Annotated in this window: 18 protein-coding genes; 10 read left to right on the plus strand and 8 right to left on the minus strand. The window is 74.1% G+C overall.

From position 1 onward, the window contains the following. Positions 1 to 174 precede the first annotated feature (174 nt). The gene (locus E4623_RS01625) at positions 175 to 1,353 is read left to right on the plus strand and encodes an NAD(P)/FAD-dependent oxidoreductase (RefSeq protein WP_167736426.1); all 1,179 of its coding nucleotides are present in this window, start codon (positions 175 to 177) and stop codon (positions 1,351 to 1,353) included. A gap of 53 nt (positions 1,354 to 1,406) precedes the next feature. Here the strand turns inward: E4623_RS01625 and E4623_RS01630 are convergent, their stop codons facing one another. Further along, positions 1,407 to 2,378 carry a YihY/virulence factor BrkB family protein gene (locus E4623_RS01630; protein WP_134764774.1) on the minus strand — a complete coding sequence of 324 codons (972 nt, stop codon included), beginning with the start codon at positions 2,376 to 2,378 and terminating at the stop codon, positions 1,407 to 1,409. Between the two features lie 33 nt (positions 2,379 to 2,411). Beyond that, positions 2,412 to 3,989 (minus strand): long-chain-fatty-acid--CoA ligase, encoded by a 1,578-nt coding sequence (locus E4623_RS01635; RefSeq protein ID WP_134764775.1) that lies wholly within the window; start codon positions 3,987 to 3,989, stop codon positions 2,412 to 2,414. Positions 3,990 to 4,112: 123 nt separating this feature from the next. Between E4623_RS01635 and E4623_RS01640 the strand changes: the two genes are divergently transcribed. Further along, positions 4,113 to 5,423, plus strand: coding sequence for a trypsin-like peptidase domain-containing protein (locus tag E4623_RS01640; protein ID WP_134764776.1), 1,311 nt, complete (start codon positions 4,113 to 4,115; stop codon positions 5,421 to 5,423). Between the two features lie 124 nt (positions 5,424 to 5,547). On the opposite strand, the gene E4623_RS01645 is transcribed toward E4623_RS01640, so the two are convergent. From E4623_RS01645 to E4623_RS01665, 5 genes are all read right to left on the minus strand, one after another. Continuing rightward, on the minus strand, positions 5,548 to 6,570 hold the full coding sequence (locus tag E4623_RS01645; RefSeq protein WP_167736427.1) for a GNAT family N-acetyltransferase: 1,023 nt from the start codon (positions 6,568 to 6,570) through the stop codon (positions 5,548 to 5,550). After that, positions 6,567 to 8,282 (minus strand): ATP-binding cassette domain-containing protein, encoded by a 1,716-nt coding sequence (locus tag E4623_RS01650; protein ID WP_134764778.1) that lies wholly within the window; start codon positions 8,280 to 8,282, stop codon positions 6,567 to 6,569. The genes E4623_RS01645 and E4623_RS01650 overlap by 4 nt, the downstream gene beginning before the upstream one ends. A 55-nt stretch (positions 8,283 to 8,337) precedes the next feature. Further along, positions 8,338 to 9,627, minus strand: coding sequence for a hypothetical protein (locus tag E4623_RS01655; RefSeq protein WP_134764779.1), 1,290 nt, complete (start codon positions 9,625 to 9,627; stop codon positions 8,338 to 8,340). Between the two features lie 106 nt (positions 9,628 to 9,733). Next, the gene (locus tag E4623_RS01660; RefSeq protein WP_134764780.1) at positions 9,734 to 11,470 is read right to left on the minus strand and encodes a hypothetical protein; all 1,737 of its coding nucleotides are present in this window, start codon (positions 11,468 to 11,470) and stop codon (positions 9,734 to 9,736) included. Then, positions 11,463 to 12,014 carry a SigE family RNA polymerase sigma factor gene (locus E4623_RS01665; RefSeq protein WP_245154777.1) on the minus strand — a complete coding sequence of 184 codons (552 nt, stop codon included), beginning with the start codon at positions 12,012 to 12,014 and terminating at the stop codon, positions 11,463 to 11,465. The genes E4623_RS01660 and E4623_RS01665 overlap by 8 nt, the downstream gene beginning before the upstream one ends. Before the next feature lie 183 nt (positions 12,015 to 12,197). On the opposite strand from E4623_RS01665, the gene E4623_RS01670 reads away from it, so the two are divergent. From E4623_RS01670 to E4623_RS01695, 6 genes are all read left to right on the plus strand, one after another. After that, on the plus strand, positions 12,198 to 13,148 hold the full coding sequence (locus E4623_RS01670) for an aminoglycoside phosphotransferase family protein (RefSeq protein ID WP_134764781.1): 951 nt from the start codon (positions 12,198 to 12,200) through the stop codon (positions 13,146 to 13,148). Between the two features lie 237 nt (positions 13,149 to 13,385). Beyond that, the gene (locus E4623_RS01675) at positions 13,386 to 14,534 is read left to right on the plus strand and encodes an acyl-CoA dehydrogenase family protein (RefSeq protein ID WP_134764782.1); all 1,149 of its coding nucleotides are present in this window, start codon (positions 13,386 to 13,388) and stop codon (positions 14,532 to 14,534) included. 10 nt (positions 14,535 to 14,544) lie between these two features. After that, positions 14,545 to 15,699, plus strand: coding sequence for an acyl-CoA dehydrogenase family protein (locus E4623_RS01680; RefSeq protein WP_134764783.1), 1,155 nt, complete (start codon positions 14,545 to 14,547; stop codon positions 15,697 to 15,699). Between the two features lie 10 nt (positions 15,700 to 15,709). Further along, a complete protein-coding gene (locus tag E4623_RS01685) occupies positions 15,710 to 16,462 on the plus strand; it encodes an SDR family oxidoreductase (protein WP_134764784.1) in 753 nt (250 codons plus the stop codon). Between the two features lie 54 nt (positions 16,463 to 16,516). Continuing rightward, positions 16,517 to 17,308 (plus strand): SDR family NAD(P)-dependent oxidoreductase, encoded by a 792-nt coding sequence (locus E4623_RS01690; RefSeq protein WP_134764785.1) that lies wholly within the window; start codon positions 16,517 to 16,519, stop codon positions 17,306 to 17,308. A gap of 113 nt (positions 17,309 to 17,421) precedes the next feature. Then, on the plus strand, positions 17,422 to 18,579 hold the full coding sequence (locus tag E4623_RS01695) for an acyl-CoA dehydrogenase family protein (protein ID WP_134764786.1): 1,158 nt from the start codon (positions 17,422 to 17,424) through the stop codon (positions 18,577 to 18,579). Here E4623_RS01695 and E4623_RS01700 read toward each other — a convergent pair whose 3' ends face one another. Beyond that, on the minus strand, positions 18,580 to 19,809 hold the full coding sequence (locus E4623_RS01700) for a helix-turn-helix domain-containing protein (protein WP_134764787.1): 1,230 nt from the start codon (positions 19,807 to 19,809) through the stop codon (positions 18,580 to 18,582). 159 nt (positions 19,810 to 19,968) lie between these two features. Between E4623_RS01700 and E4623_RS01705 the strand changes: the two genes are divergently transcribed. Then, complete coding sequence (locus E4623_RS01705) at positions 19,969 to 20,751, plus strand: ABC transporter ATP-binding protein (protein ID WP_209020444.1); 783 nt, start codon at positions 19,969 to 19,971, stop codon at positions 20,749 to 20,751. After that, entirely contained in the window at positions 20,751 to 21,452 is a 702-nt protein-coding gene (locus E4623_RS01710) for an ABC transporter ATP-binding protein (RefSeq protein ID WP_134764788.1), read from the plus strand. Before E4623_RS01705 ends, E4623_RS01710 begins: the two co-directional genes overlap by 1 nt. The last annotated feature ends 9 nt before the right edge of the window (positions 21,453 to 21,461 follow it).

Here is a 21,461-nt window from a genome sequence, read left to right on the forward strand (position 1 = left end):
GTCGTCCAGCCAAGCAGGGGGCGGAGACGGTTCTGCGCCCATCCCGACGTAGCCCGGGCGGACTGGGCGGCCGATACCTGAACTTGTCGGCCGGGATCCCGGCCCCCAAGTTCAGATTTCCCCGGCCGACCGGGGAAACCCCGGCCACCGGGCCCACCCGCGATGATGGGCCCCATGCGGATCGGGATCGTGGGGCTCGGGACCGGCGGGACGACGCTCGCCTGCCTGCTCACCGACGCCGGGCACGACGTCACCGTCGTCGAGCAGGCCACCGACCCGCGGCCGGTCGGGGCGGGCATCTGGCTGCAGGCGATGGGGCAGGAGGTGCTGGGCCGGCTCGGCCTCCTGGAGCAGCTGCGCGCGGTCTCGCGCCCGGTGGAGCGGGTCACCATCATGACGGCGTCCGGACGCCGCCTCGTCGACCTCGGGTACGACGCCCTACCGGGCGCCGTGCCGGCCCTCGGCGTTCACCGCGGGGCGCTGTTCACGGTGCTGCACGACGCGGTGCTGGCGCGCGGCGTCGACGTCCGGCTGGGGGTGCCGGTCACCGGCGTCCGGCCGACGGCGTCCGGGATGACCGTCGAGACGGACGGCGGTGACCTCGGCTCGTTCGACCTCGTGGTCGGCTGTGACGGCGCCCGCTCGCGGGTGCGGTGGAGCATGCGCGTCACCGCCCGCGACCAGCCCTACGGGTACGGCGCGCTCTGGTCGGTCGTCGACGACCCCGACGAGACCGCCACCGACACCCTCTTCCAGTGCCTGGGCGGCACCTCGGCCTACCTCGGCGTGCTGCCGACCGGTCGCGGCCGGACGTCGATGTTCTGGTCGGTCCGCACCCGCGACACCGCCCGGGTCCTCGCCGCCGGCCTCCCGGCCTGGCGGGCCGCGGCGGCGCCGTACGCCGGACCGCACGCCGCGCTCCTCGACCGGGTCACCGAGCTGCTGCCGGCGACCTACCGCGACGTCGTGGTGCGGACGCCGGTGCGGGTCGAGGGCCGGTACGGCGCCGCGCTGGTCGGCGACAGCGCACACGCGATGAGCCCGCAGCTCGGCACCGGCACCTCGTTGGCGCTGGCCGACGCCTGGTCGCTGGCCCACGCCCTCGGCACCCGGCCCGCGCTCGCCGACGCCCTCGGCGCCTACGCCCGCGACCGCGCGGCGCACCTGCGCTGGTACCAGTGGGCGACCCGGCTGATGATGCCCGTCTTCCAGAGCGACCTCGCCCCGCTGGCCTGGCCGCGCGACGGGCTCGCGCCGCTGCTCACCCGGGTCCCGGGCGTCGCGCCGCTGCTGGTCGGCACGCTGTGCGGGGACCGGACGTCGCCCTGGACGACCTGGACGCTGCCCGGCTGAGCGACTCGCGGGTCGCGCGACGTCGGTCCCCGACCGCGGTCCGCCGGGCACGCTCAGCCCTCGACGACCCTCTCGTGCGGCCGGCCGGGGTCGGGGTCGGCCGGATCGGGCTGGTGGGCCCGCAGGGCCTCGAGCTGGGCGCAGACCGCGACACCGAGGAACAACGAGATCGCCGACATCAGGCTCCAGAGCAGCAGCGCCACGATGCCGGCGAGCGGCCCGTAGGTGCTGCCGAAGGAGCCGCTCACGTTGACGTACAGCGCGAGGCCGGCGGCCGCGGCCATGCTGAGGACGACGGCGACGCCCGACCCCAGCGCCAGCCACGACAATGCCGGCTGCCGGCGCCGCGGTGCGTGGTCGAGCAGGACGGCGATCGTGGTGACCAGCAGGGCCAGGCCGGCCGGCCACCGCAGGACCTGCCAGGTGGTGTGGGCGGTGCCGGACCACCCGTACTCCGAGACCATCGCGTCGCCGAAGGCCCCGCCCGCGACGAGCAGGAAGAACCCGAGGCCGACCGGCAGCACCAGCACGGCCGTCAGCACCGCGGCGCGGCCGTACTTGGCCAGGGCGGGCCGGTCGCGGCGGATGCCGTAGATGCGGTTGCTGCCGCGCTCGACCTGGGCCATCGCGGTCGTCATCGAGACCAGTGCCAGCAGCAGGCCGAGCACGAGGGCCACCTCGCCGGCCCGCTCGGAGCCGCCCGAGACGGCCCCGGCGAGTGCGTCCTTGCCGTCACCGCCGGGCGAGACCGCCTCCACGGTCCGGGCGATCACCCGGGCCCAGCGCTCGTCGTCGACGTCGGCGGCCAGGCCGGTGACCGCGAGCAGGAACGGGACGACGCCCAGGCAGGTCTGCAGCGCCAGCGCCCGACTGTTGGTGAACCCGTCGCCGTAGCGGAACCGGACGAACGCGCCGCGCAGCACCGCGCCCAGGCCGTGCTGCCGGGCGAGGTGCCAGGCGTCCTCGGCGTCGAGCTCCTCGCCGTCCATCTCGGTCGTGACGGGCACGAGCCGGGCGGTGGTCATGGGAGAAGCATGGCGTCCCCCCGACGGCGACCCTCAGTTGACCTGGCGCTCGCGGTCGGCCCAGTAGGGCTTGCGCAGGTCGCGCTTGAGGATCTTGCCGGTGGGGTTGCGCGGCAGCGGGCCGGTGATGTCGACCGAGCGGGGACACTTGAACGCTGCCAGGTGCTCGCGGCAGAAGGCCACCAGCTCGGCCTCGGTGGCGCTCGCACCCTCGTGGAACGAGACGACGGCCTTGACCGACTCGCCCCAGGTGTCGTCGGGGATCCCGATGATGGCGACCTCCATCACGGCGGGGTGCTCGGCCAGGACGCGCTCCACCTCGGGCGAGTAGATGTTCTCCCCGCCGCTGATGATCATGTCCTTGAGCCGGTCCTGCACGAAGACGTAGCCGTCGGCGTCGACCTTGCCGAGGTCGCCGGTACGGAACCAGCCGTCGTCGGTGATGACCTGGGCGGTCTCCTCGGGCTTGCCGAGGTAGCCCTGGAAGACCTGCGGCGTGCGCAGCCACAGCTCGCCGTGCTCGCCGACGGCGACGTCCTCGAGCGTGCCGGGGTCGACGACCTTCACCTCGACGCCGGGGATCGGCTTGCCGGCCGAGACCAGCCGCTCCGGGTGCCCGTCGGCGACGGCGGTGCGGTGGTCCTCGGCCGAGAGCTGGGTCGCGACGCCGCCGACCTCGGTCAGGCCGTAGACCTGGAGGAAGTCGGTGTCGGGCCAGGCCTCCATCGCGGCCCGCAGCAGCGGCGGCGGCATCGGGGCGGCTCCGTAGGTGTAGGTCTTGAGCGCGCCGAAGAGCCTCACGGCGTCCGGCCCGGTCTGGAGCACCTGCGCGAGCACGGCCGGCACGAGGAACGTCCGGTTGGCGCCGGCGAGGATCGCGCCGGCCAGCGACGCGCCGTCGGGGTCGCGGGTCATCACGCTCGGGACGCCGTCGTTGATCGGGAACAGGACGTAGGAGGACCCGCCGACGTGGAAGAGCGGCATCGCCACCATGCACTTGTCGCCCGGTTCGAAGCTCCAGCCGTCGTGGGCGCTGCGGGTGTGGCTGACCATGTTGCGGTGGCTGAGCATGACGCCCTTGGGCCGGCCCGTCGTGCCCGAGGAGTACATGACCAGGCAGGTGTCCTCCGGGGTGACGTCGGGCTGGCGCGACACCGGGGTCGCCGCGGCCAGCCAGGCCTCGTACTCGTCGTCGACGCCGTCCGGGGTCACCTCGATGACCCGCTCCACGCTCGTCAGCCGGTCGCGGATCTTCTCGATCGTGGGCATCAGCTCGGAGCCGACGAAGAGCACCCGGGCACCGCAGTCGTTGAGCGCGTAGTCGACCTCGTCGCCGGCCGAGCGCCAGTTGACGATCGCGTTGGCCGCGCCGAGGGACGCCGCGCCGAGCGAGGTCTCGACGCAGGCCGGGTGGTTCCGGTCGAGGAACGCGACCACGTCGCCGCGGCCGATCCCGTGGGCCAGCAGGCCGCCGGCGTTGCGGCGGACGCGGTCGTCCCACTCGCTCCAGGTGAAGGTGCGGGACAGGTAGGTCATCGCCTCGGCGTCCGGGGTCTCGGTCGCCCAGTGGGCGATGCGGTCGTCGACGAACTGCGGCTCGGGAGCGCTCATGCCGCGATCATGACGGGGCGGTGTGAGCCGCGCCACAGCCCGGCCGCCGATTCGAGACAGCTTCTTCCCTCTCCCCCAGCAGGGTCTCAGCGCCGTCACAGGAGCGCGGAGGAACCTCGAACCATGAACGACACGCCCTCCCGCCCCGAGCACCCGGGATTCGACGACTACCGCGACGCCCCGCCCCCGCCGCCGCCGCCCTACCGCCCGGAGGCCGCGCCCAGCCCCTTCGGCACCCAGGCGCTCCCGGCGCAGGCGCCGGCCCACACCGGAGGCCATGCAGGACCCCCGGCGGCTCCGCCCGGACGGGGACGCAAGGGCTTCGCGGCCGCCGTCGTGGCGGCCGCCCTCGTCGTGGGCGGTGGCGCCGGGCTCGGTGGCGCGGCGGCGTACGACGCGATCGACGGCGACAGCGACGCCGGTGGCGGCAGCGCCTCGACGGTCGGCACCAGCCAGGTCGTCAGCACCCCGGACGAGCCGGCCGCCGAGGGCACCGTCGAGCAGGTGGCCGCCGCGGTGCTGCCGTCGGTGGTCAAGCTCGACGTCTCCGGGGCGAGCGAGTCCGGCTCGGGGTCGGGGATCATCCTCAGCTCCGACGGGCTGATCCTCACCAACGACCACGTCGCCTCGGTGGCCGGCGACGGCGGCAGCATCTCCGTGTCGTTCTCCGACGGCAGCCACGCCAGCGCCACGATCGTCGGCACCGACCCGCTGACCGACACCGCCCTCGTGCAGGCCGAGGACGTCGAGGGGCTCACCCCCGCGACCATCGGCGAGTCGGGCCAGGTCGACGTCGGCGAGCAGGTCGTCGCGATCGGCTCGCCGTACGGCCTCGACGCCACGGTCACCTCGGGCATCGTCAGCGCGCTCGACCGACCGGTCGACGTCGGCTCCGACGAGCAGGGCAACGCCACGGTCTACCCGGCGATCCAGACCGACGCCGCGATCAACCCCGGCAACAGCGGCGGGCCGCTGGTCGACCTGGAGGGTCACGTCATCGGCATCAACTCCTCGATCAAGTCGACGGCGTCCGCCGGCGGCGAGGCGGGCTCGATCGGCCTCGGCTTCGCGATCCCGATCGACGAGGTGCTCCCGGTCATCGACCAGATGAAGGCGGGCGAGACGCCCACCCACGCCCGGATCGGCGTGTCGGTGCAGGACGCCGGCGCGACGCCGGGATCGCAGCCCGGTGCCGCTGTCGTCGACGGCGCGCAGATCTCCCAGGTCAGCGACGACTCGGCCGCCGGCCAGGCCGGCCTGCAGGACGGCGACGTCATCACCAAGGTCGACGACACCCTCGTCACCGGCTCCGACTCGCTCATCGCGACCGTGCGGTCCTACCGCCCCGGCGACGACGTGACGATCACCTACCTGCGCGGTGGCGAGGAGCAGACGGTCGACCTCACCCTCGACTCCGACGCCGGCACGTCCTGAGGCGGCCCATCCCGTGCAATTGCCGCGATCGGCTCGGTTTCTCGCTCGAGAGCTGGCCGATTCGCGGCAATTGCACGGATGCGTCCAGCCAGCGCGACGTCACGACGCCGCGCCGACCCGGCGCTCAGGTCAGGCGCTTCTGGAACTCGCCCATGCGGGAGACGGGGTAGAAGCCCATCCGCCGGTTGACGCCGATCATGTGGTCGTTGACCTCGGCGTTCCAGGTGGAGACGCGGACGACGTCGGGCCGCTCGGCCTCCAGCAGGCGGTGGTTGGCGACCTTCACGGCCATGCCCAGCCGGTGGCCGCGGTGGTCGCGGTGCACGAGGGTGCCCCACTGGAAAGCGGTGGTGGTGCGGCCGTGGACGATCATCGAGTACGCGACCACGGTGCCGTCCGCGTCGAGGGCGACGGTGTGGAACGGCGTCCGGCCCTGCTTGGCGACGTTGGCCTCGACCTGGCGCAGCAGCGCGACGTCGACGTCGAGCGGCTCGACCTCGATGTCGCCGGTGGGCGCCTCGGTCGTCAGGGACGCGTCGAGGGCGAGCCAGCCCTCGGCGAGCTCGTCGGGGACGTCGCCGACCCACGACCGGATCTCGTAGCCGGCGTGGTGCTGCGCCGCCTCGGCGGCGAGCGCGTCGAGCAGGACGGCGTCGACCGGCACGTCGAGCCAGCGCTGCACGTCGCTCAGCCCGAGCGCGAAGCCCGCCGCCCGGGCGAAGGCGACGTCGCGGGACCCCGTGCCGTCGGTGCCGTGCTCGTAGCGCCAGGACACCTCGGCGTCGAGCAGCGACCGGCCGGCCGCGGCCGCGGTCGTCTCGAGGTGCTCGAGCATCGCGCGCCCGTGTCCCCGGCGCTGGTGGGTGGGTGCGACGGCGACCTCGACGAAGGCCTTGGTCAGGTTGTCGCGCTGCGGCAGCACCAGGGCCCCGGCGACGACGACCTCGCCCCCGGCTCGCCCCAGGTAGCCGATCCGCTCCTTGCCGTCGGACGGCTCCTGCCACTGCACGCGGGTCTCGTCGAGGTCGTAGACCTGGGCGGCGTCCGCGCCCACGGCGTCCTCGAGGGCGGCGGCGCGGACGGCGTGCCACGGCGCGAACGTCGCGTCGTCGAACGGGTCGAGCAGCGCGACCTCGAGCCCGCTCACCGGGCCCGCTCCACGCGGCCCTCGTCCCACACCGGGCCGTCGGACTCGTAGACCTCGCCGTCGGAGCCGTAGACCAGGAACCGGTCGAAGCCGCGCGCGAACCACCGGTCGTGGGTGACGGCGAGGACGGTGCCGTCGAAGGCGTCGAGGCCCTCCTCCAGTGCCTCGGCGGACTGGACGTCGAGGTTGTCGGTCGGCTCGTCGAGCAGCAGCAGGGTGGCCCCGGACAGCTCGAGCAGCAGGATCTGGAACCGGGCCTGCTGGCCGCCGCTGAGGGTCTCGAACCGCTGCTCGGCCTGGGCGCTGAGCTCGTAGCGGTCGAGCACCCGGCTGGCCTGCTCGCGGCCCATCCCGATCCGGCCGGCCATCCGGCCGTCGGCGTCGACGCGACCACCCTCGCCGCGGTGCAGGATCTCGACGAGGGTCCGTCCGACCAGCTCGGGGTGCTCGTGGGTCTGCACGAACCAGCCCGGGCGCACCCGGGCGCCGAGCTTGGCACTCCCGCGGTGCGGCACCGGCTTGATGTCGACGTCGCCGACCGGCTGGTGCTCGACGTCGGGGTCGCTGCCGCCGATCGCGAGCAGGCGCAGGAAGTGCGACTTGCCGGACCCGTTGGAGCCGAGGACGGCGACCCGCTCGCCGTACCAGACCTCGAGGTCGAAGGGCCGCATCAGGCCGGTGAGCTCGAGGTCGGTGCAGACGACGGCCCGCTTGCCGGTGCGGCCGCCCTTGAGCCGCATCGAGACCTGCTGCTCGCGCGGCTGCTCCATCGGCGGGCCGGCCTCCTCGAACTTGCGCAGCCGGGTCTGCGCCGCCTTGTACTGGCTCGCCATGCCGTCGTTGTACTCGGCCTTGATCTTCATGCGCAGCACCAGCGCCTTGAGCTTCGCGTGCTCCTCGTCCCACCGCTTGCGCATCTCCTCGAAGCGCGCGAAGCGGTCCTTGCGCGCCGCGTGGTAGCTCGCGAAGCCGCCGACGTGGGTCCACACCAGGTTCCCGGCGTGACCGAGCTCCACGGTGACGACGCGGGTCGCGGTGTTGTCGAGCAGCTCGCGGTCGTGGCTGATGAACAGGATGGTCTTGTCGGAGCTGCGGATCCTCGCCTCGAGCCAGACCTTGCCGGGGACGTCGAGGTAGTTGTCCGGCTCGTCGAGCAGGAGCACCTCGTCGGGCCCGGCCAGCAGGTACTCCAGCACCAGGCGCTTCTGCTCGCCGCCCGACAGGGTGCGCAGCTCGCGGTACTTCGCGCGGTCGTAGGGGACGCCGAGCGCCTTGGTCGTGCAGACGTCCCAGGTGACCTCGAGGTCGTAGCCGCCGGCGTCGGCGTACTCGTGGAGCGCCTCGGCGTAGCGCATCTGGGTCTTCTCGTCGTCGGTCTCCATCAGCGCGAGCTCGCACCGGTCGACGTGCCCGGCGGCGGTCCGGATCCGCGGCGGGCTCACGCTCAGCAGCAGCTCGGCGACGGTCGGCTCGGCCGACAGCCCCTGCTTGACGTCCTGGCGCATGACGCCGAGGCCGCCGGTGCGGGTGACCGCGCCGGCGTGCGGCTGCAGGTCGCCGGTGATGATCTTGAGCAGGGTCGTCTTCCCGGCGCCGTTGGCCCCGACCAGCGCGACCTTGGCACCCTCGCCCACCCGGAACGAGACGTCCTCGAGCAGCACCCGCCCGTCGGGCAGCTCGAACCGGACTCCACTGACGTCGACGTGTCCCACGAAGGAGCATTGTCCGCCACCCGGCGCCGCTCGCGCACCCGGGTTTCGGTCGGGGTCAGGCGGGACGCAGGCTGGCGGCCACCAGGTCGGCCAGCGCCTGGGTCGGCGCCCGGACCTCGTAGGCGTCACCGCCGCAGGCCGTGGCCAGCCACCCGTCGCCGTCGCGCGTCGCGGCCGTCCGCGCCCCGGCTTCCTGCCCGTCGTCGCAGTCGTCGGCGACGGAGTCGACCCGGACGTCAGCGCGCTGCGGCTGCTCGACGTGGTCGTTGGGGCTCCCGACCTCGGTCGCCGCCCACCCGAGCGGCGAGCCGGGGAACGGGTCGTCGGTCGCGCGAACCGATCCGAGCACTTGCTGGGCCACCTCGTGCGGCAGTCCGACGGCGCTGACGACGACGTCGCCGGAGCGGACGAGACCCTCGCCGCCGTCGAGGCCGGCGGGTGTGCTCGCGTCGACCGAGTCGCCGGAGCGGACCTCGATCCCGGGTCCGTCGCAGCCGCGCGTGCCAGACGCACCGAACCGGACCGCACCGTCGCCGCAGCCGCCGGCGACCCGCGCCCAGGCCGGGGGAAGGTCGACCACCACGCCGGGGGCGGCCTCGACCGTCGACCACGCAGTGGTCACCTTCCGCGCCGACCCGGCGACGAGCTCGGCGAGCGCCCGGGTGGGAGCCACCGCCACGACGTTCGAGCGGCCTACCGTGGCGACGGCGTGCCACCGACCCGGCCCGGCCTGCTCCCCCTCGGCGGAGCGGCGCGGCCCGGACCGGTCCTTCACGTCGACGTGGAGGCCCTCGGGCACGGTGGTCGGCACGGGGTAGGAGATCGCGTCGACCTCGACGTCGGTCCACGCCCCGGTGAGGTCGGGGATCTCGTCGCCCGCGAGCCGGGCCGAGCCGAGCACCCGGAGCGCCAGGTCGCGGTCGTCGCTGCTCACGCTCACGTCGATCCCGCCGACGGAGACGTGCCCGATCCAGTCGGACTCGATCGGGGTGTCGTAGTCCTCGGCGGGCCTCAGCCCCGAACCGAAGTGGTAGTCGGAGACCAGGTTGCCGTACACCGCGACGACCTCGTTCTCGCCGCAGTCGTCCGGGTCCGCCCCGTAGGAGTAGTAGCCGCAGACCGAGTCCGGGTCGGCGTCGATCGGCGCCCACTCCCCCGGCACGTCGACGAGCACCCGCACCGTCTCGTCCCGCCGGTTGCCGGGCAGCTCCGCCTCGAGCGTCTGCCAGCCGTCGGTGGCCGCCCCGACGACGCGGACGACGGGGTCGTCCGCCGCCTCGCCCGGCCCCGATGGTCCGAGCCGGACCGCGACGACCACCGCCGCGACGGCGACGAGGGCCACCACGCCTGCGACCCACCATCGCGTGTGTCGCTTGGTCATGGCTCTCCCGGACGTCGGTCGTCAGTGTCACCCCCGTCCTGGTCGGCTGGCAACCGGCAACCCTCCCGCCTCAGGTGGGGGTGGCCGAGTCGAGCACCCGCCGCGCGGTCGCCTCGTCGACTTCCCTGACGACGATCACCGCATCACCGACGACCTGGTAGCCGCAATAGGCGCCCTCACACTCCTGCACGCCGGGGTCGAACGCCGGGTCGAAGGTGGCGGCGGCGTAGCGAAAGACACCGGGCGTGGCTCGGCAATCGTCGGCGCCGTCCGCGGGACCCCACAGCGGCGCGTCTGCCCCGAGCCCGCCGCACGCAGGAGGCGTCGTCCAGTCGCTGGGCAGCTCGACGAGGACGTCGCGGACGACCGCGACCTGCCATGCCCCCGCGGGCAGGTCGGACCGTCGGATCGAGCCGACGACGAGGTTGGCGAGCACCTCGGTCGGCGCCGTGACCGTGACCAGCCGGTCCGCGCACGACCCGGCCTGCCACCGGCCGTCCGCGGTGGGTTCGGCCGCCGACCCCCGCGGGTCGCAGCGCGCAATGCCCGGCCGTACGGCGACGTCGACGCCGGCCCCCACGGGTACGTCGACGACGAACGTCGCGTCGAGGTGGACGGTCCGCCACTCGGCCACGGCTGGCGTCGGCTCCCCCACCGGTCGCGCCGACGCGGCGATGCGGCGCGTCGTCCCGAAGTCGACGGTTTGCACGCCGACAAGCCGGTCGCCGACGACGACGTCGGCGCTCGCTCCGAAGAGCCCGTCCGAACCATCGGCGGCACCCTCGGAGGTGACCGACACCAACGTGTCGCACGTCCTGTCGCGCCCCTTGGCTCGTGGCCCCCGTGCCACCGCGTCCGGTCCACACCCCGCTGTCTCGGTGGTCCAGTTGGCGGGTACGTCGACCGCGACGCCGGCGTGCTCGACGGTCTGCCACGGCTCCTCGACCCGGTCCTCGACCACCGGCAGCGGCGTCTGCGGCCAGGTGCCGCCGTCGACGATCTCCCGGTCGCCGAGGGGCTCGTCGAGGTCGAGCGTGACCGGGACGCTCGGGTTGTCCACGCAGGTGTAGTTGCCGTCGCCGTGGGAGGTGATCGTCACGACGACCCGGTCGTCGGTCTCGACGACCACCGGGTCCGACAGGTACGGCCGCGGGTCGCGCCCACTGGCGCACTCTCGTTCGGTGGCCAGCACCACCGGCCGGTCGGTGGTGGGGTCGACGCCCGCACCCGGTGCCGACAGCTCCACCTGCCACCGCCCCGGCGGCCGCACCACCGACAGCTGACAGCCGCCCAGGCCCGCGTAGTCGAGCGTGCCGTCGTCGGCACGGTCGAACTCCACCGTCTCCGCGCGACGCGCGGGCCCGGCCGCCGACGACCAGGTGCCGGTCCCGATCGTGACGCCGTCGTCGTCGGCGGCGAGGACGATCCACCGCGACACGTCCGGGCTGTCGATCCCGAGCTGCGCGGGCAGCGCCTCGACCGCCGCCCGGACCTCGACGTCGGCGGCGACCTCGGTCAGGCCGCCGTCCATCGCCGAGACCGGCCAGGACGCACCCCCGCAGGTCACCAGGGTCTCCGCCGTCCGGTCCGCGGGCGGCTCGTCGGGCGAGGGGTCGTCGTCGAGCGACGCCACGACGGCCACCGGCACCAGGACGGCGACCACGGCCGCCGCCGCGCCGACGGCCACCCGGCGGCGACGCCGCCCGCCGGCCCGGGTGCGGGCCGCTGCCGCCAGGCCGCCGGCGTCCGGCGCGTCCTCGGCGCCCTCGGCGAGGGCGTCGGACAGCCGGTCCTCGAAGTCACTCATGGTCCCTCTCCTCCTCGGGCGCCGGACCCAGCTCCACGCGCAGGACGGCGAGACCGCGGGACACCCGCGACCGGACCGACCCCTCGCGCACGCCGGTGAGCGCGGCGATCTCGGCGTACTCGAGCTGTTCGTAGTAGCGCAGGACGACAGCGGTGCGTTGGTCCTCCGGCAGGGCGCGGCACGCGAGCCAGATCCGGCGCCGCTCGTCGTGCTCGACGCCGGGGTCGTCGATGACCGCCCGGTCGGCGACCTCCGCGACCCGCTCCACCGGCGAGACCCGCCGCCGCCAGGCCCGCCAGCGCGAGGTGTGGGCGTTGACGACCATCCGGCGCACGTAGGCGTCGACGTCCTCGACCCGGCGGATCCGCTCCCAGCGCGGGAGCGCCCGCGACAGCGCCTCCTGGACGACGTCCTCCGCGTCGGCCGCGTCGCCGGTCAGCGTGTAGGCCAGCCGGAGCAGCGCCGGCCCGCGCGCGGCGACCCACGCGTCGAAGTCCGGCACCACCACTGCCGCCTCCTCGCGCACCCTGTCGACCGTCGTCACGCATCTTCAACGCTCGGGGCCCGGTTCGTGTTGCGACGCTCGTAGCCGGACGGACACGTCTGCGGTCGCGGGCGGTCTCCGCGTGTCTTCCAGCGGAGACCGGGACGAGCAGCGCCTCCCCGCACGTCCGACCACGTCAACCCGGTTGCGCACCGCGCGACCGACGGTCCAGGGTGACCGCTCGTGAGCGAGATGCCCTGGACCGACCCCGCCTGGCTGGCGACGGCGCACGGGTGGATCGACGAGCAGGTGACCGACCTGGGGTTGCGCCGCACCGACGCGGTCGAGCAGCCGCACGTGCGCCCGTGGGGCACCGTGCTGCGGGTGCCGACCGACGGCGGCACGCTGTGGTTCAAGGCCACCGAGCCCGCGCTCCGGCACGAGGCGGCGGTGCACTCGATCGTCGCGGCGCGCTCTCCGGAGCGGGTGCCGCCCCTGCTCGCCGCCGACCTCGACCGCGGCTGGCTGCTCGCCGCGGACGCCGGGCGCCGGCTGCGCGAGGTCGTCGAGGAGGAGCGCAGCCTGGCCCGCTGGCACGACGCGCTCGACGGCTACGCCCGGGTGCAGCTCGCCTCCCGGGCCGACGTGCCCGCGCTGCTCGCCACCGGGATGCCGCACCTGCGGCTCGCCGACCTCGCCGCGGGGTACGCCGACCTGGTCGGCCGGCTCGGGGACGACGTGGTCGAGCCCCGCCTGCGCGACGCCGCGGACCGGGTCGGGCCGATGGCCGACCGGCTGGCGTCGTACGGGATCGAGGAGACCGTCCAGCACGACGACCTCCACGACGGCCAGGTCTTCGTCACCCCGGACGACGCGCCGGGTGGTCGGCACCGGGTGCTCGACTGGGGTGACGCCTGCGTCTCGCACCCCTTCCTCACCCTCGCCGTCACCCTGCTCGGCGTGATCGCGTGGGGCGTCGACGACGTGGCCGGCTCCGAGGACGTCGCGCCCTACCGCGACACCTACCTGGCGCCGTTCGCCGAGGCCTGCGGGACCTCGGTGGCCGTCCTCGCCGACGCCGCCGACCTCGGCGCCCGGCTGGGCTGGGCGTGCCGCGCGGTCCACGGTCACGTCGACGACGACCCCGCCAGCACGGTGACCCGACTGAGGATGTTCGTCGACGGCCGGCCCTGAGCTGACTGCCCGAGCTCGCGAGGGCGAGTCAGCTCGATGGTCGTCGAGCAAGCGGCGCGACCGAGACGCCCGGTGCGGGCGCTCGCTCGGTCGACGGCCGGTGCCGGCGCTCGCTCGGTGAACCTCCGGAAGGACCCCCGGTCCGTTGCCCGGACCCGCTGGCGCGGCTTTGCTACTGGCGAGTTAGATGGGTGTGACCGCGCGCACCACCCGTCGATGTCGCAGGAGGCACCCCGCATGCAGCTCGCACTGACCGAGGACGACCAGGCGTTCCGGGAGGAGATGCGCACGTTCTTCACCACGGAGTTCCCGGAGGAGATCCGGCGCACCGTCGAGGAGGGGCGCGAGCTCACCAGGGAGCAGATCGTCGAGAGCCAGCAGGCGCTCAACGCGGCCGGCCTCGCCGTCCCGCACTGGCCCGAGGAGTGGGGCGGCCGCGGCTGGAGCGAGCTCAAGCGACACATCTGGCACGAGGAGATGCAGGCGGCGTCCGTGCCGGTCCCGCTCGCGTTCAACGCCAGCATGATCGGCCCGGTCATCGCCCAGTTCGGCACCCAGGAGCAGAAGGAGAAGTTCCTGCCGAGGACCGCGAACCTCGACATCTGGTGGAGCCAGGGCTTCTCCGAGCCCGACGCCGGCTCCGACCTCGCCTCGCTGCGCACCACCGCCGTCCTCGACGGCGACGACTGGATCGTCAACGGCCAGAAGACCTGGACGACGCTCGGGCAGTACGGCGACTGGATCTTCACCCTGGTGCGCACCGACCCCGAGGTGAAGAAGCAGGCCGGCATCTCGATGCTGCTCATCGACATGACGACCCCGGGCGTCGAGGTCCGGCCGATCGAGCTCATCGACGGCGGCCACGAGGTCAACGAGGTCTGGTTCACCGACGTGCGCGTCCCCGGCGAGAACCTCGTCGGCGAGGTCAACAGCGGCTGGACGCAGGCCAAGTTCCTGCTCGGCAACGAGCGGGTCGGCGTCGCGCCGGTCGGGGCCACCAAGCGCGTCCTGGCCCGCGCCAAGGAGCTCGGCGCGGCCACCCTCGCCGACGACCCGCTGCTGCGGGCCCGCGTCGTCGAGCTCGAGAACGAGCTGCTCGCCCTCGAGCTCACCGCCCTCCGCGTCGCCGCGCACTCCGCCGGCGCCGAGCCGCACCCGGCGTCCTCGGTGCTCAAGCTCAAGGGCACCGAGCTGCAGCAGGCCGTCAGCGAGCTCGTGGTCGACCTCGGCGGCCCGGCCACCCTCGCCAGCGGCGAGGGCGACGCGACGCTCGACTGGTACCGGCGCTCGACGCCGACGTACCTCAACCTCCGCAAGGCGTCGATCTACGGCGGGTCCAACGAGATCCAGCGCCAGATCATCAGCCGCAACATCCTGGGTCTCTGAGAGGGCTGACATGGACTTCACCTACGACGACGAGCAGACCGCCCTCCGCGACGCCGTGCGCGGCCTGGTCGGCAAGGCCTACGCCGACTACGAGCAGCGCCGTCGCGCCACCAGGGAGGACCCGGGCTTCGACGAGAAGCTGTGGACCCAGATGGCCGAGATGGGCCTGCTGGGCCTGCCCTTCAGCGAGGACGACGGCGGTGTCGGCGCCGGACCGGTCGAGATCGGCATCGTGTGCCGCGAGCTCGGCCGGGTGCTCGCGCCCGAGCCGTACCTCTCCTCGGTGGTGCTCGCCGGCGGCCTCGTGTCCGCGGTCGGCACGCCCGAGCAGCGCCAGGAGCTCCTCGGCGCGCTGTCCGGCGGCGAGAGCGTGCTGGCCTTCGCCCACGACGAGCCCGGGCACCGCTGGGGCGCCGAGGCCCACGACGTCACCGCCGACGGCTCCGGCGCCCTGACCGGCACCAAGGACGGCGTCCTGCACGGCGCCCGCGCCGACGTGCTGGTCGTGAGCGCGGTCCTCCCCGAGGGCGGCACCGGCCTGTTCCTCGTCGCCGGGGACGCGCTGGCCTCGGTCGAGCGCTCCGGCTACCCGACGTACGACGGCGGGCGCGCGGCCCGGATCACCTTCGACGCCACGCCGGCGACGCCGCTCGGCGCGTCCGCCGCCGACGTCACCGCGAGCATCGCCACGGTCCAGGACATCACCCGGATCATGGCCGCCAACGAGGCGCTCGGCGCGATGCAGACCCAGCTGGGGGCGACCACGGAGTACCTCAAGAGCCGCAAGCAGTTCGGCGTCACGCTCAACACCTTCCAGGCGCTCACCTTCCGCGCGGCCGACATGTACACCAGCCTCGAGCTGACCCACAGCATGGTCGACTGGGCCACGATGGTCGTCGCGGCCGGTGGCCCGGCGCAGGTCGCGGACGCCGCCGCCCGCGCGGGCCTGCAGGTCAGCCGGGCCGGGCGACACGTCGGCCAGGAGGCGATCCAGCTGCACGGCGGCATCGCGATGACCGCGGAGTACAACGTCGGCACGTTCACCGCCCACCTGACCGCGCTCGACCACCTGCTCGGCGACGCCGGCCACCACCTGCGCACGCTCGACGCGACGCTCGGCGACCACGGCGTCATCGACCCGCTCGACCGGACGGCGACGCAGTGAGGCACCGGTCGTGAGGGGGTTGGCCGGCAAGACCGCGATCGTCACCGGCGCCAGCCGCGGCATCGGCCTCGGCGTCGCGCAGCGGCTGGTCGACGAGGGCGCGAGGGTCGTGGTCACGGCCCGCAAGCCCGAGGCCCTGGCCGCGGCCGTGGAGTCGCTCGGCGGGCCCGAGCACGCGCTCGGCGTCCCCGGCAACGCCGCCGACGCCGACCACCGGCGCGACACGGTCGCGGCCGCGATCGCGACGTACGGCAGCGTCGACCTGCTGGTCAACAACACCGGCATCAACCCGGCGTTCGGCCTGCTGATGGACCTCGACCTCGACGCCGCCCGCAAGATCATGGACGTCAACGTCGTCGCGGCCCTCGGCTGGACCCAGGAGGTCCACCGCGGGTGGATGAAGGAGCACGGCGGCGCCGTCGTCAACGTGTCGTCGCTGTCGGGCGTGCGGCCCGCGCCGTTCATCGCGATGTACGGCGCCAGCAAGGCCGCGCTCGTCAGCCTCACCGAGACCCTCGCCCAGGAGCTCGGCCCCGGCATCCGGGTCAACGCGGTCGCCCCGGCGGTGGTGAAGACGCGGTTCGCCGAGGCGCTCTACGTCGGCCGCGAGGAGGAGGCGTCGGCGGCGTACCCGCTGAAGCGGCTCGGCGAGCCCGACGACATCGGCTCGCTGGTGGCGTTCCTCCTCTCCGACGAGGCGTCCTGGCTGACCGGCCAGACGGTCGTCGCCGACGGCGGCATCGCACTGCAGGGCCAGCACTGACCGACCGGCCGAGACAGGCAGAGACCGGCCGGCACTGATCGAGGGAGAGCACTGATGGGCCACGAGAAGCTCGAGGGGCGCGGCGTCGTCGTCACCGGCGCCGCGGGCGGCATCGGCCGCGCGCTGGCCGCCCGCCTGGTCACCGAGGGCGCCCGCGTGGTGGTCAACGACGTCGACGCCGACCAGCTGGCCGTCACCGCGGCGGAGATCGGCGCGACCGCCGTCCCGGGCGACGCCGCCTCCACCGACGGGGTCGAGGCCCTGGTCGCCGCCGCGACCCACGCGCTCGGCCGGATCGACGTCTACTGCGCCAACGCCGGCATCGACCGCACCATGGCCGACTCCCTGCAGCTCCCGGACGCCGAGTGGGCCCGGATGCTCGAGGTCAACGTGATGGGCCACGTGCGGGCCGCCCGCGCGATCGTCCCGTCGTGGCTCGACGACGGGCGCGGCGGCCGGTTCGTGGTCACCGCGTCGGCGGCCGGCCTGCTCACGATGATCGGCGCGGCGGCGTACTCGACGACCAAGCACGCCGCCGTCGGCTTCGCCGAGTGGCTCTCGGTCACCTACGGCGACCGCGGCGTCACCGTGCAGGCGATCTGCCCGCAGGGCGTGCAGACCGCGATGCTCGACCAGGCGGGCCCGCTCAAGGACCTGCTGTCGCACGACGAGGCGCTGGCCCCCGAGGCCGTCGCCGCGGCGTGGGTCGACTCGCTCGACGACGACCGGTTCCTCGTGCTCCCCCACCCCGAGGTCGCCGGCTACTACGCCGCCCGCGCCGCCGACACCGGCCGCTGGCTGGCGGGCATGCGCCGGCTGCAGACCAAGGTCGACGGGCTCGGCTGAACGGCACGGAGCCCGGGCACCGAGGCCGCCGACCCGGCACCCGTGTCACGACGGTGGGTGGACGTCGGCGACGGCGGCGGCTGTGAGTAGGCGCCCCGTGGAACAGTGACGGCATGGATCTCTCGCTGAGCGACGAGCAGCAGGCCTTCCGCGACCTGGCCCGCGACTTCCTCGACCGGGAGGCGGTGCCGCACCGCACGCAGTGGGACCGGGACGAGTCCGTCGACCTCGCGATCGTGCCGAAGATGGCCGAGATCGGGTTCTTCGGCCTGACCATCCCCGAGGAGCACGGCGGGGTCGGCGGCGACTACGTGACCTACGCGCTGGCCATGGAGGAGCTCGGGCGGGCCGACTCCGCACTGCGCGGGATCGTCTCGGTGAGCAGCGGGCTGGTGGGCAAGTCGATCCTCTTCTTCGGCTCCGAGGAGCAGAAGCGGGAGTGGCTGCCGCAGCTCGCGGCGGCGACCCGGCTGGGGTGCTTCGGCCTGACCGAGCCCGGCACCGGGTCGGACGCCGGCAACCTCACCTCCCGCGCCGAGCGCGACGGCGACGACTACCTGATCACCGGCCAGAAGCTGTTCATCACCAACGGCACCTGGGCCGACGTCGCCCTGGTCTTCGCGCGCACCGGGGAGCCGGGCAGCGGTCCGCGCGGGATCTCGGCGTTCCTCGTGCCCACCGACGCCGCGGGGTTCGAGGCGCGCGAGATCCAGGGCAAGCTCGGGCTGCGCGGCCAGGCCACCGCCGAGCTGTTCCTCGACCGGGTGCGGGTGCCGTCGTCCGCGCTGCTCGGCGAGGAGGGCCAGGGCTTCAAGATCGCCATGTCGAGCCTCGACAAGGGCCGGCTCGCCGTCGCCGCGGGCTGCGTCGGGATCGTGCAGGGCTGCCTGGAGACCTCCGTGGAGTACGCGCGGAGCCGCACCCAGTTCGGGCGGCCGATCGCCGGCTTCCAGCTGGTGCAGGACATGATCGCCGACATCTCCCTCGACGCCGACGCCGCACGCCTGCTGGTGTGGCGCTGCGCCGACCTCGTCGACCGCCACGAGCCGTTCGGCGTCGCGGCGTCCAAGGCCAAGCTGTTCGCCTCCGAGGCCGCCGTCCGCGCCGCCAACCTCGCCATCCAGATCCACGGCGGCGCCGGGTACGTCGATGAGTACCCCGCCGCGAAGTACCTCCGCGACGCCCGCGTGATGACCCTCTACGAAGGCACCAGCCAGGTCCAGAAGCTGCTGATCGGCCGGGACGAGACCGGCATCAGCGCCTTCGTCTGATCACTCCTCGTGCCCGTGGGCGGCCAGCGCGAGGCCGAGCAGCATCTTGTCGCGCGGGTCGCCCAGCGAGCGACCGGTGAGGGCCTCGATCTGCTTGAGCCGGTAGATGACGGTGTTGCGGTGGCAGAACAGGTCGGCCGCGGCGTGCGTCGGTGACCCGTCGTGGCGCAGCAGCGCGGCGAGGGTCAGCAGCAGCGAGTCGCGCTGGGACTCGGGCTGCGCGAGGAGGCCGCCGAGGGCCTGGTCGACGAGCAGCTGGCCGACCTGCGGGCTGCCGACGAGCAGCACCTCCGGGAGCCGGTCGGTGACGGCCACGGCGCGGCGGTCGTGCCGGTCGAGGGTCTGCGCCGCCCGGGTCGCGAGCAGGTACGCCGTCGCGAAGCCCGCCAGGCCGTCGCCCGACAGGGCCACGCCGATCCGGGCCGGCGCCCGCGGGCTGAGCAGCTCGACGAGGCCGGCCTCGTCGGGCAGGTCGCCGCAGACCAGCCCGAACGAGATGCCGTCGCGCACGTGCCAGTGGGTGCGCAGCCCGGCGCGGTCCAGGCGGTCCTCGACCGCGCCGAGCCGGTCGGTGTGGTCGAGGTCGGCACCGTGGTCCTGTCCGCCGGGCAGCACGGTGACGCAGGCCAGGCCGTCGTCCGGGCCGACGTCGAGGGCGGCCCGCGCCTCCTCGACGTAGGCGGGATCGGCGCCGCGACCCTCGAGCAGCGCGTCGAGGGCCGCGTGCTGGCGCTGGAGGTCCTGGCGGTGCAGGCGCCGGCTCTCGCGGCGGTAGGCGTCGATGAGGAGGGCACTCTGGACGTCGAGGTTGGCCCACACGGTCCGCGCCGCCGAGAGCAGCATGCCCTCGTCGACGGCCGCCCCCTCCGCACGCGAGCCGTGGGTGATCAGGGCCTCCCACAGCACGCGGGCGCCGAGCGTGTAGGCGTTGAGCACGAGCTCGAGCGGGACGCCCTGGCGGGCCCGGCGCCGTCCGGTCTCGCGCCACAGCTCCTTCGCCGACCCGCTCGCGCTCTGCCCGGAGAGGATCTCCAGGCCCCGGCGGATGTGCTGGCGGCAGCTCGCCCGGACGTCGGCCCGCAGCTCGGGCCCGATCCGCTCGTAGAGCTCGACGTCGCGCTCGAAGAGGGTCAGCGTGATGCTGTCGGCGATGGCGTCCGAGCCGTCGACGAGCTGGGACCAGGCGTGCGCCAGCCGCGCCGAGCGGGTGGCGTCGGTCTCGGAGACCATGCGGCACGGTCGCACTCCGAGCACAACTCTGACCAGCCCCTGCGCCGATTCCGGACGCATCCACCAACGACTTCTGTGCTCGTCGCCCAATGCGGCGACTGGTCTCCGCGCACCAAGGTGGTGGACGTCACACCGCCGAGAGTCCTGGGAGAGCCGCTCGTGGATGCGCCGGACCCGACCTCGCCCGAGCTCGTGCTGCGCGGTGCCACCGTGCGGTTCGGTGGGCTGACGGCCCTGTCCGACGTCGGGCTCGCGGTCGCCCCCCGCACGGTGCACGGCGTGATCGGACCCAACGGCGCCGGCAAGACCACCCTGTTCAACGTGGTGTGCGGCTTCGTCGCGCTCGACGAGGGCACGCTCGAGATCCGGGGCCGCGAGCGGCAGCGCCACCGGCCCCACCACCTGGCCGGGCTCGGCGTGGCCCGCACCCTCCAGGGTCTCGGTCTCTTCGACCGGCTCACCGTCCTCGACAACGTCGTCGTCGGTGCCGACCGGCACGCCCGGACCGGCTTCCTCGGGTCGCTGGCCGGGTTGCCGCCCTCCTCGCGGGAGGAGCGGCGGCTGCGCGAGAGGGCGCGCGAGGCCCTCGCCGGGCTGCACGTGCTCGAGCACGCGGACCGCTACCCGCCGAGCCTCCCCTACCCCGTCCGCAAGCGGGTCGCGCTGGCCCGGGCGCTGGTCGCCGAGCCCGACCTGCTGCTGCTCGACGAGCCCGCCAGCGGGTTGTCGTCCGACGAGATCAGCGACCTCGGCGACCTGGTCCGGGGGCTCACCGACCGGATGGCGGTGATGCTCGTCGAGCACCACATGGACCTGGTGATGCGGGTGTGCGACGAGATCACGGTGCTCGACTTCGGCCGGGTGATCGCGCACGGCACACCGGAGGTCGTCCGCAACGACCCGGCCGTGCTCGCGGCCTACCTCGGCGAGGCGGTGGACTGATGCTCACCGTCTCCGGGCTCACCGCCGGCTACGGGCCGATCACCGCGCTGCACGACGTCACGCTCGGCGCGGAGGAGGGCCGGATCACCGCCGTCCTCGGCGCCAACGGCGCGGGGAAGACGACGCTGCTGCGCACCGTCTCCGGCCTGCACCGTGCCCGGGCCGGCACCGTCGGGCTGGCCGGGCGCGACATCACCCGCACCGCCGCCGAGCGGATGCCGGCGCTCGGCATGTCCCACGTGCCCGAGGGGCGCGGCGTCATCGTCGAGCTCACCGTCGAGGAGAACCTGCGGCTCGGCGGGCTGGCCCGCGGGCGGGTCCGTCCCGACGACCTCGACCGGGTCTACGGGCTCTTCGGACCGCTCGGCGAGCGGCGCGCCAAGCCGGCCGGCACGTTGTCCGGCGGCGAGCGGCAGATGCTCGTGATCGGCCGGGCCCTGATGGCTCGACCGACCGTGCTGCTGCTCGACGAGCCGTCGCTCGGCCTCGCCCCGCGCATCGTCACGCAGATCTTCGGGCTGCTCCGCGACCTGGTCCGCGAGGAGGGGCTGACGGTCCTGCTGGTCGAGCAGAACGCGCGCAGCGCCCTGTCGGTGGCCGACCGCGGCGTCGTCCTCGACCTCGGCCGCGTGGTGGCCGACGACGTCGCCGACCGGCTGGCCGGCGACGAGAAGCTCCGACACGCCTATCTGGGATTCTGAGGAGGAGCA

The sequence above is a fragment of the Nocardioides sp. 1609 genome (assembly GCF_004522105.1).
Lineage (GTDB): Bacteria > Actinomycetota > Actinomycetes > Propionibacteriales > Nocardioidaceae > Nocardioides.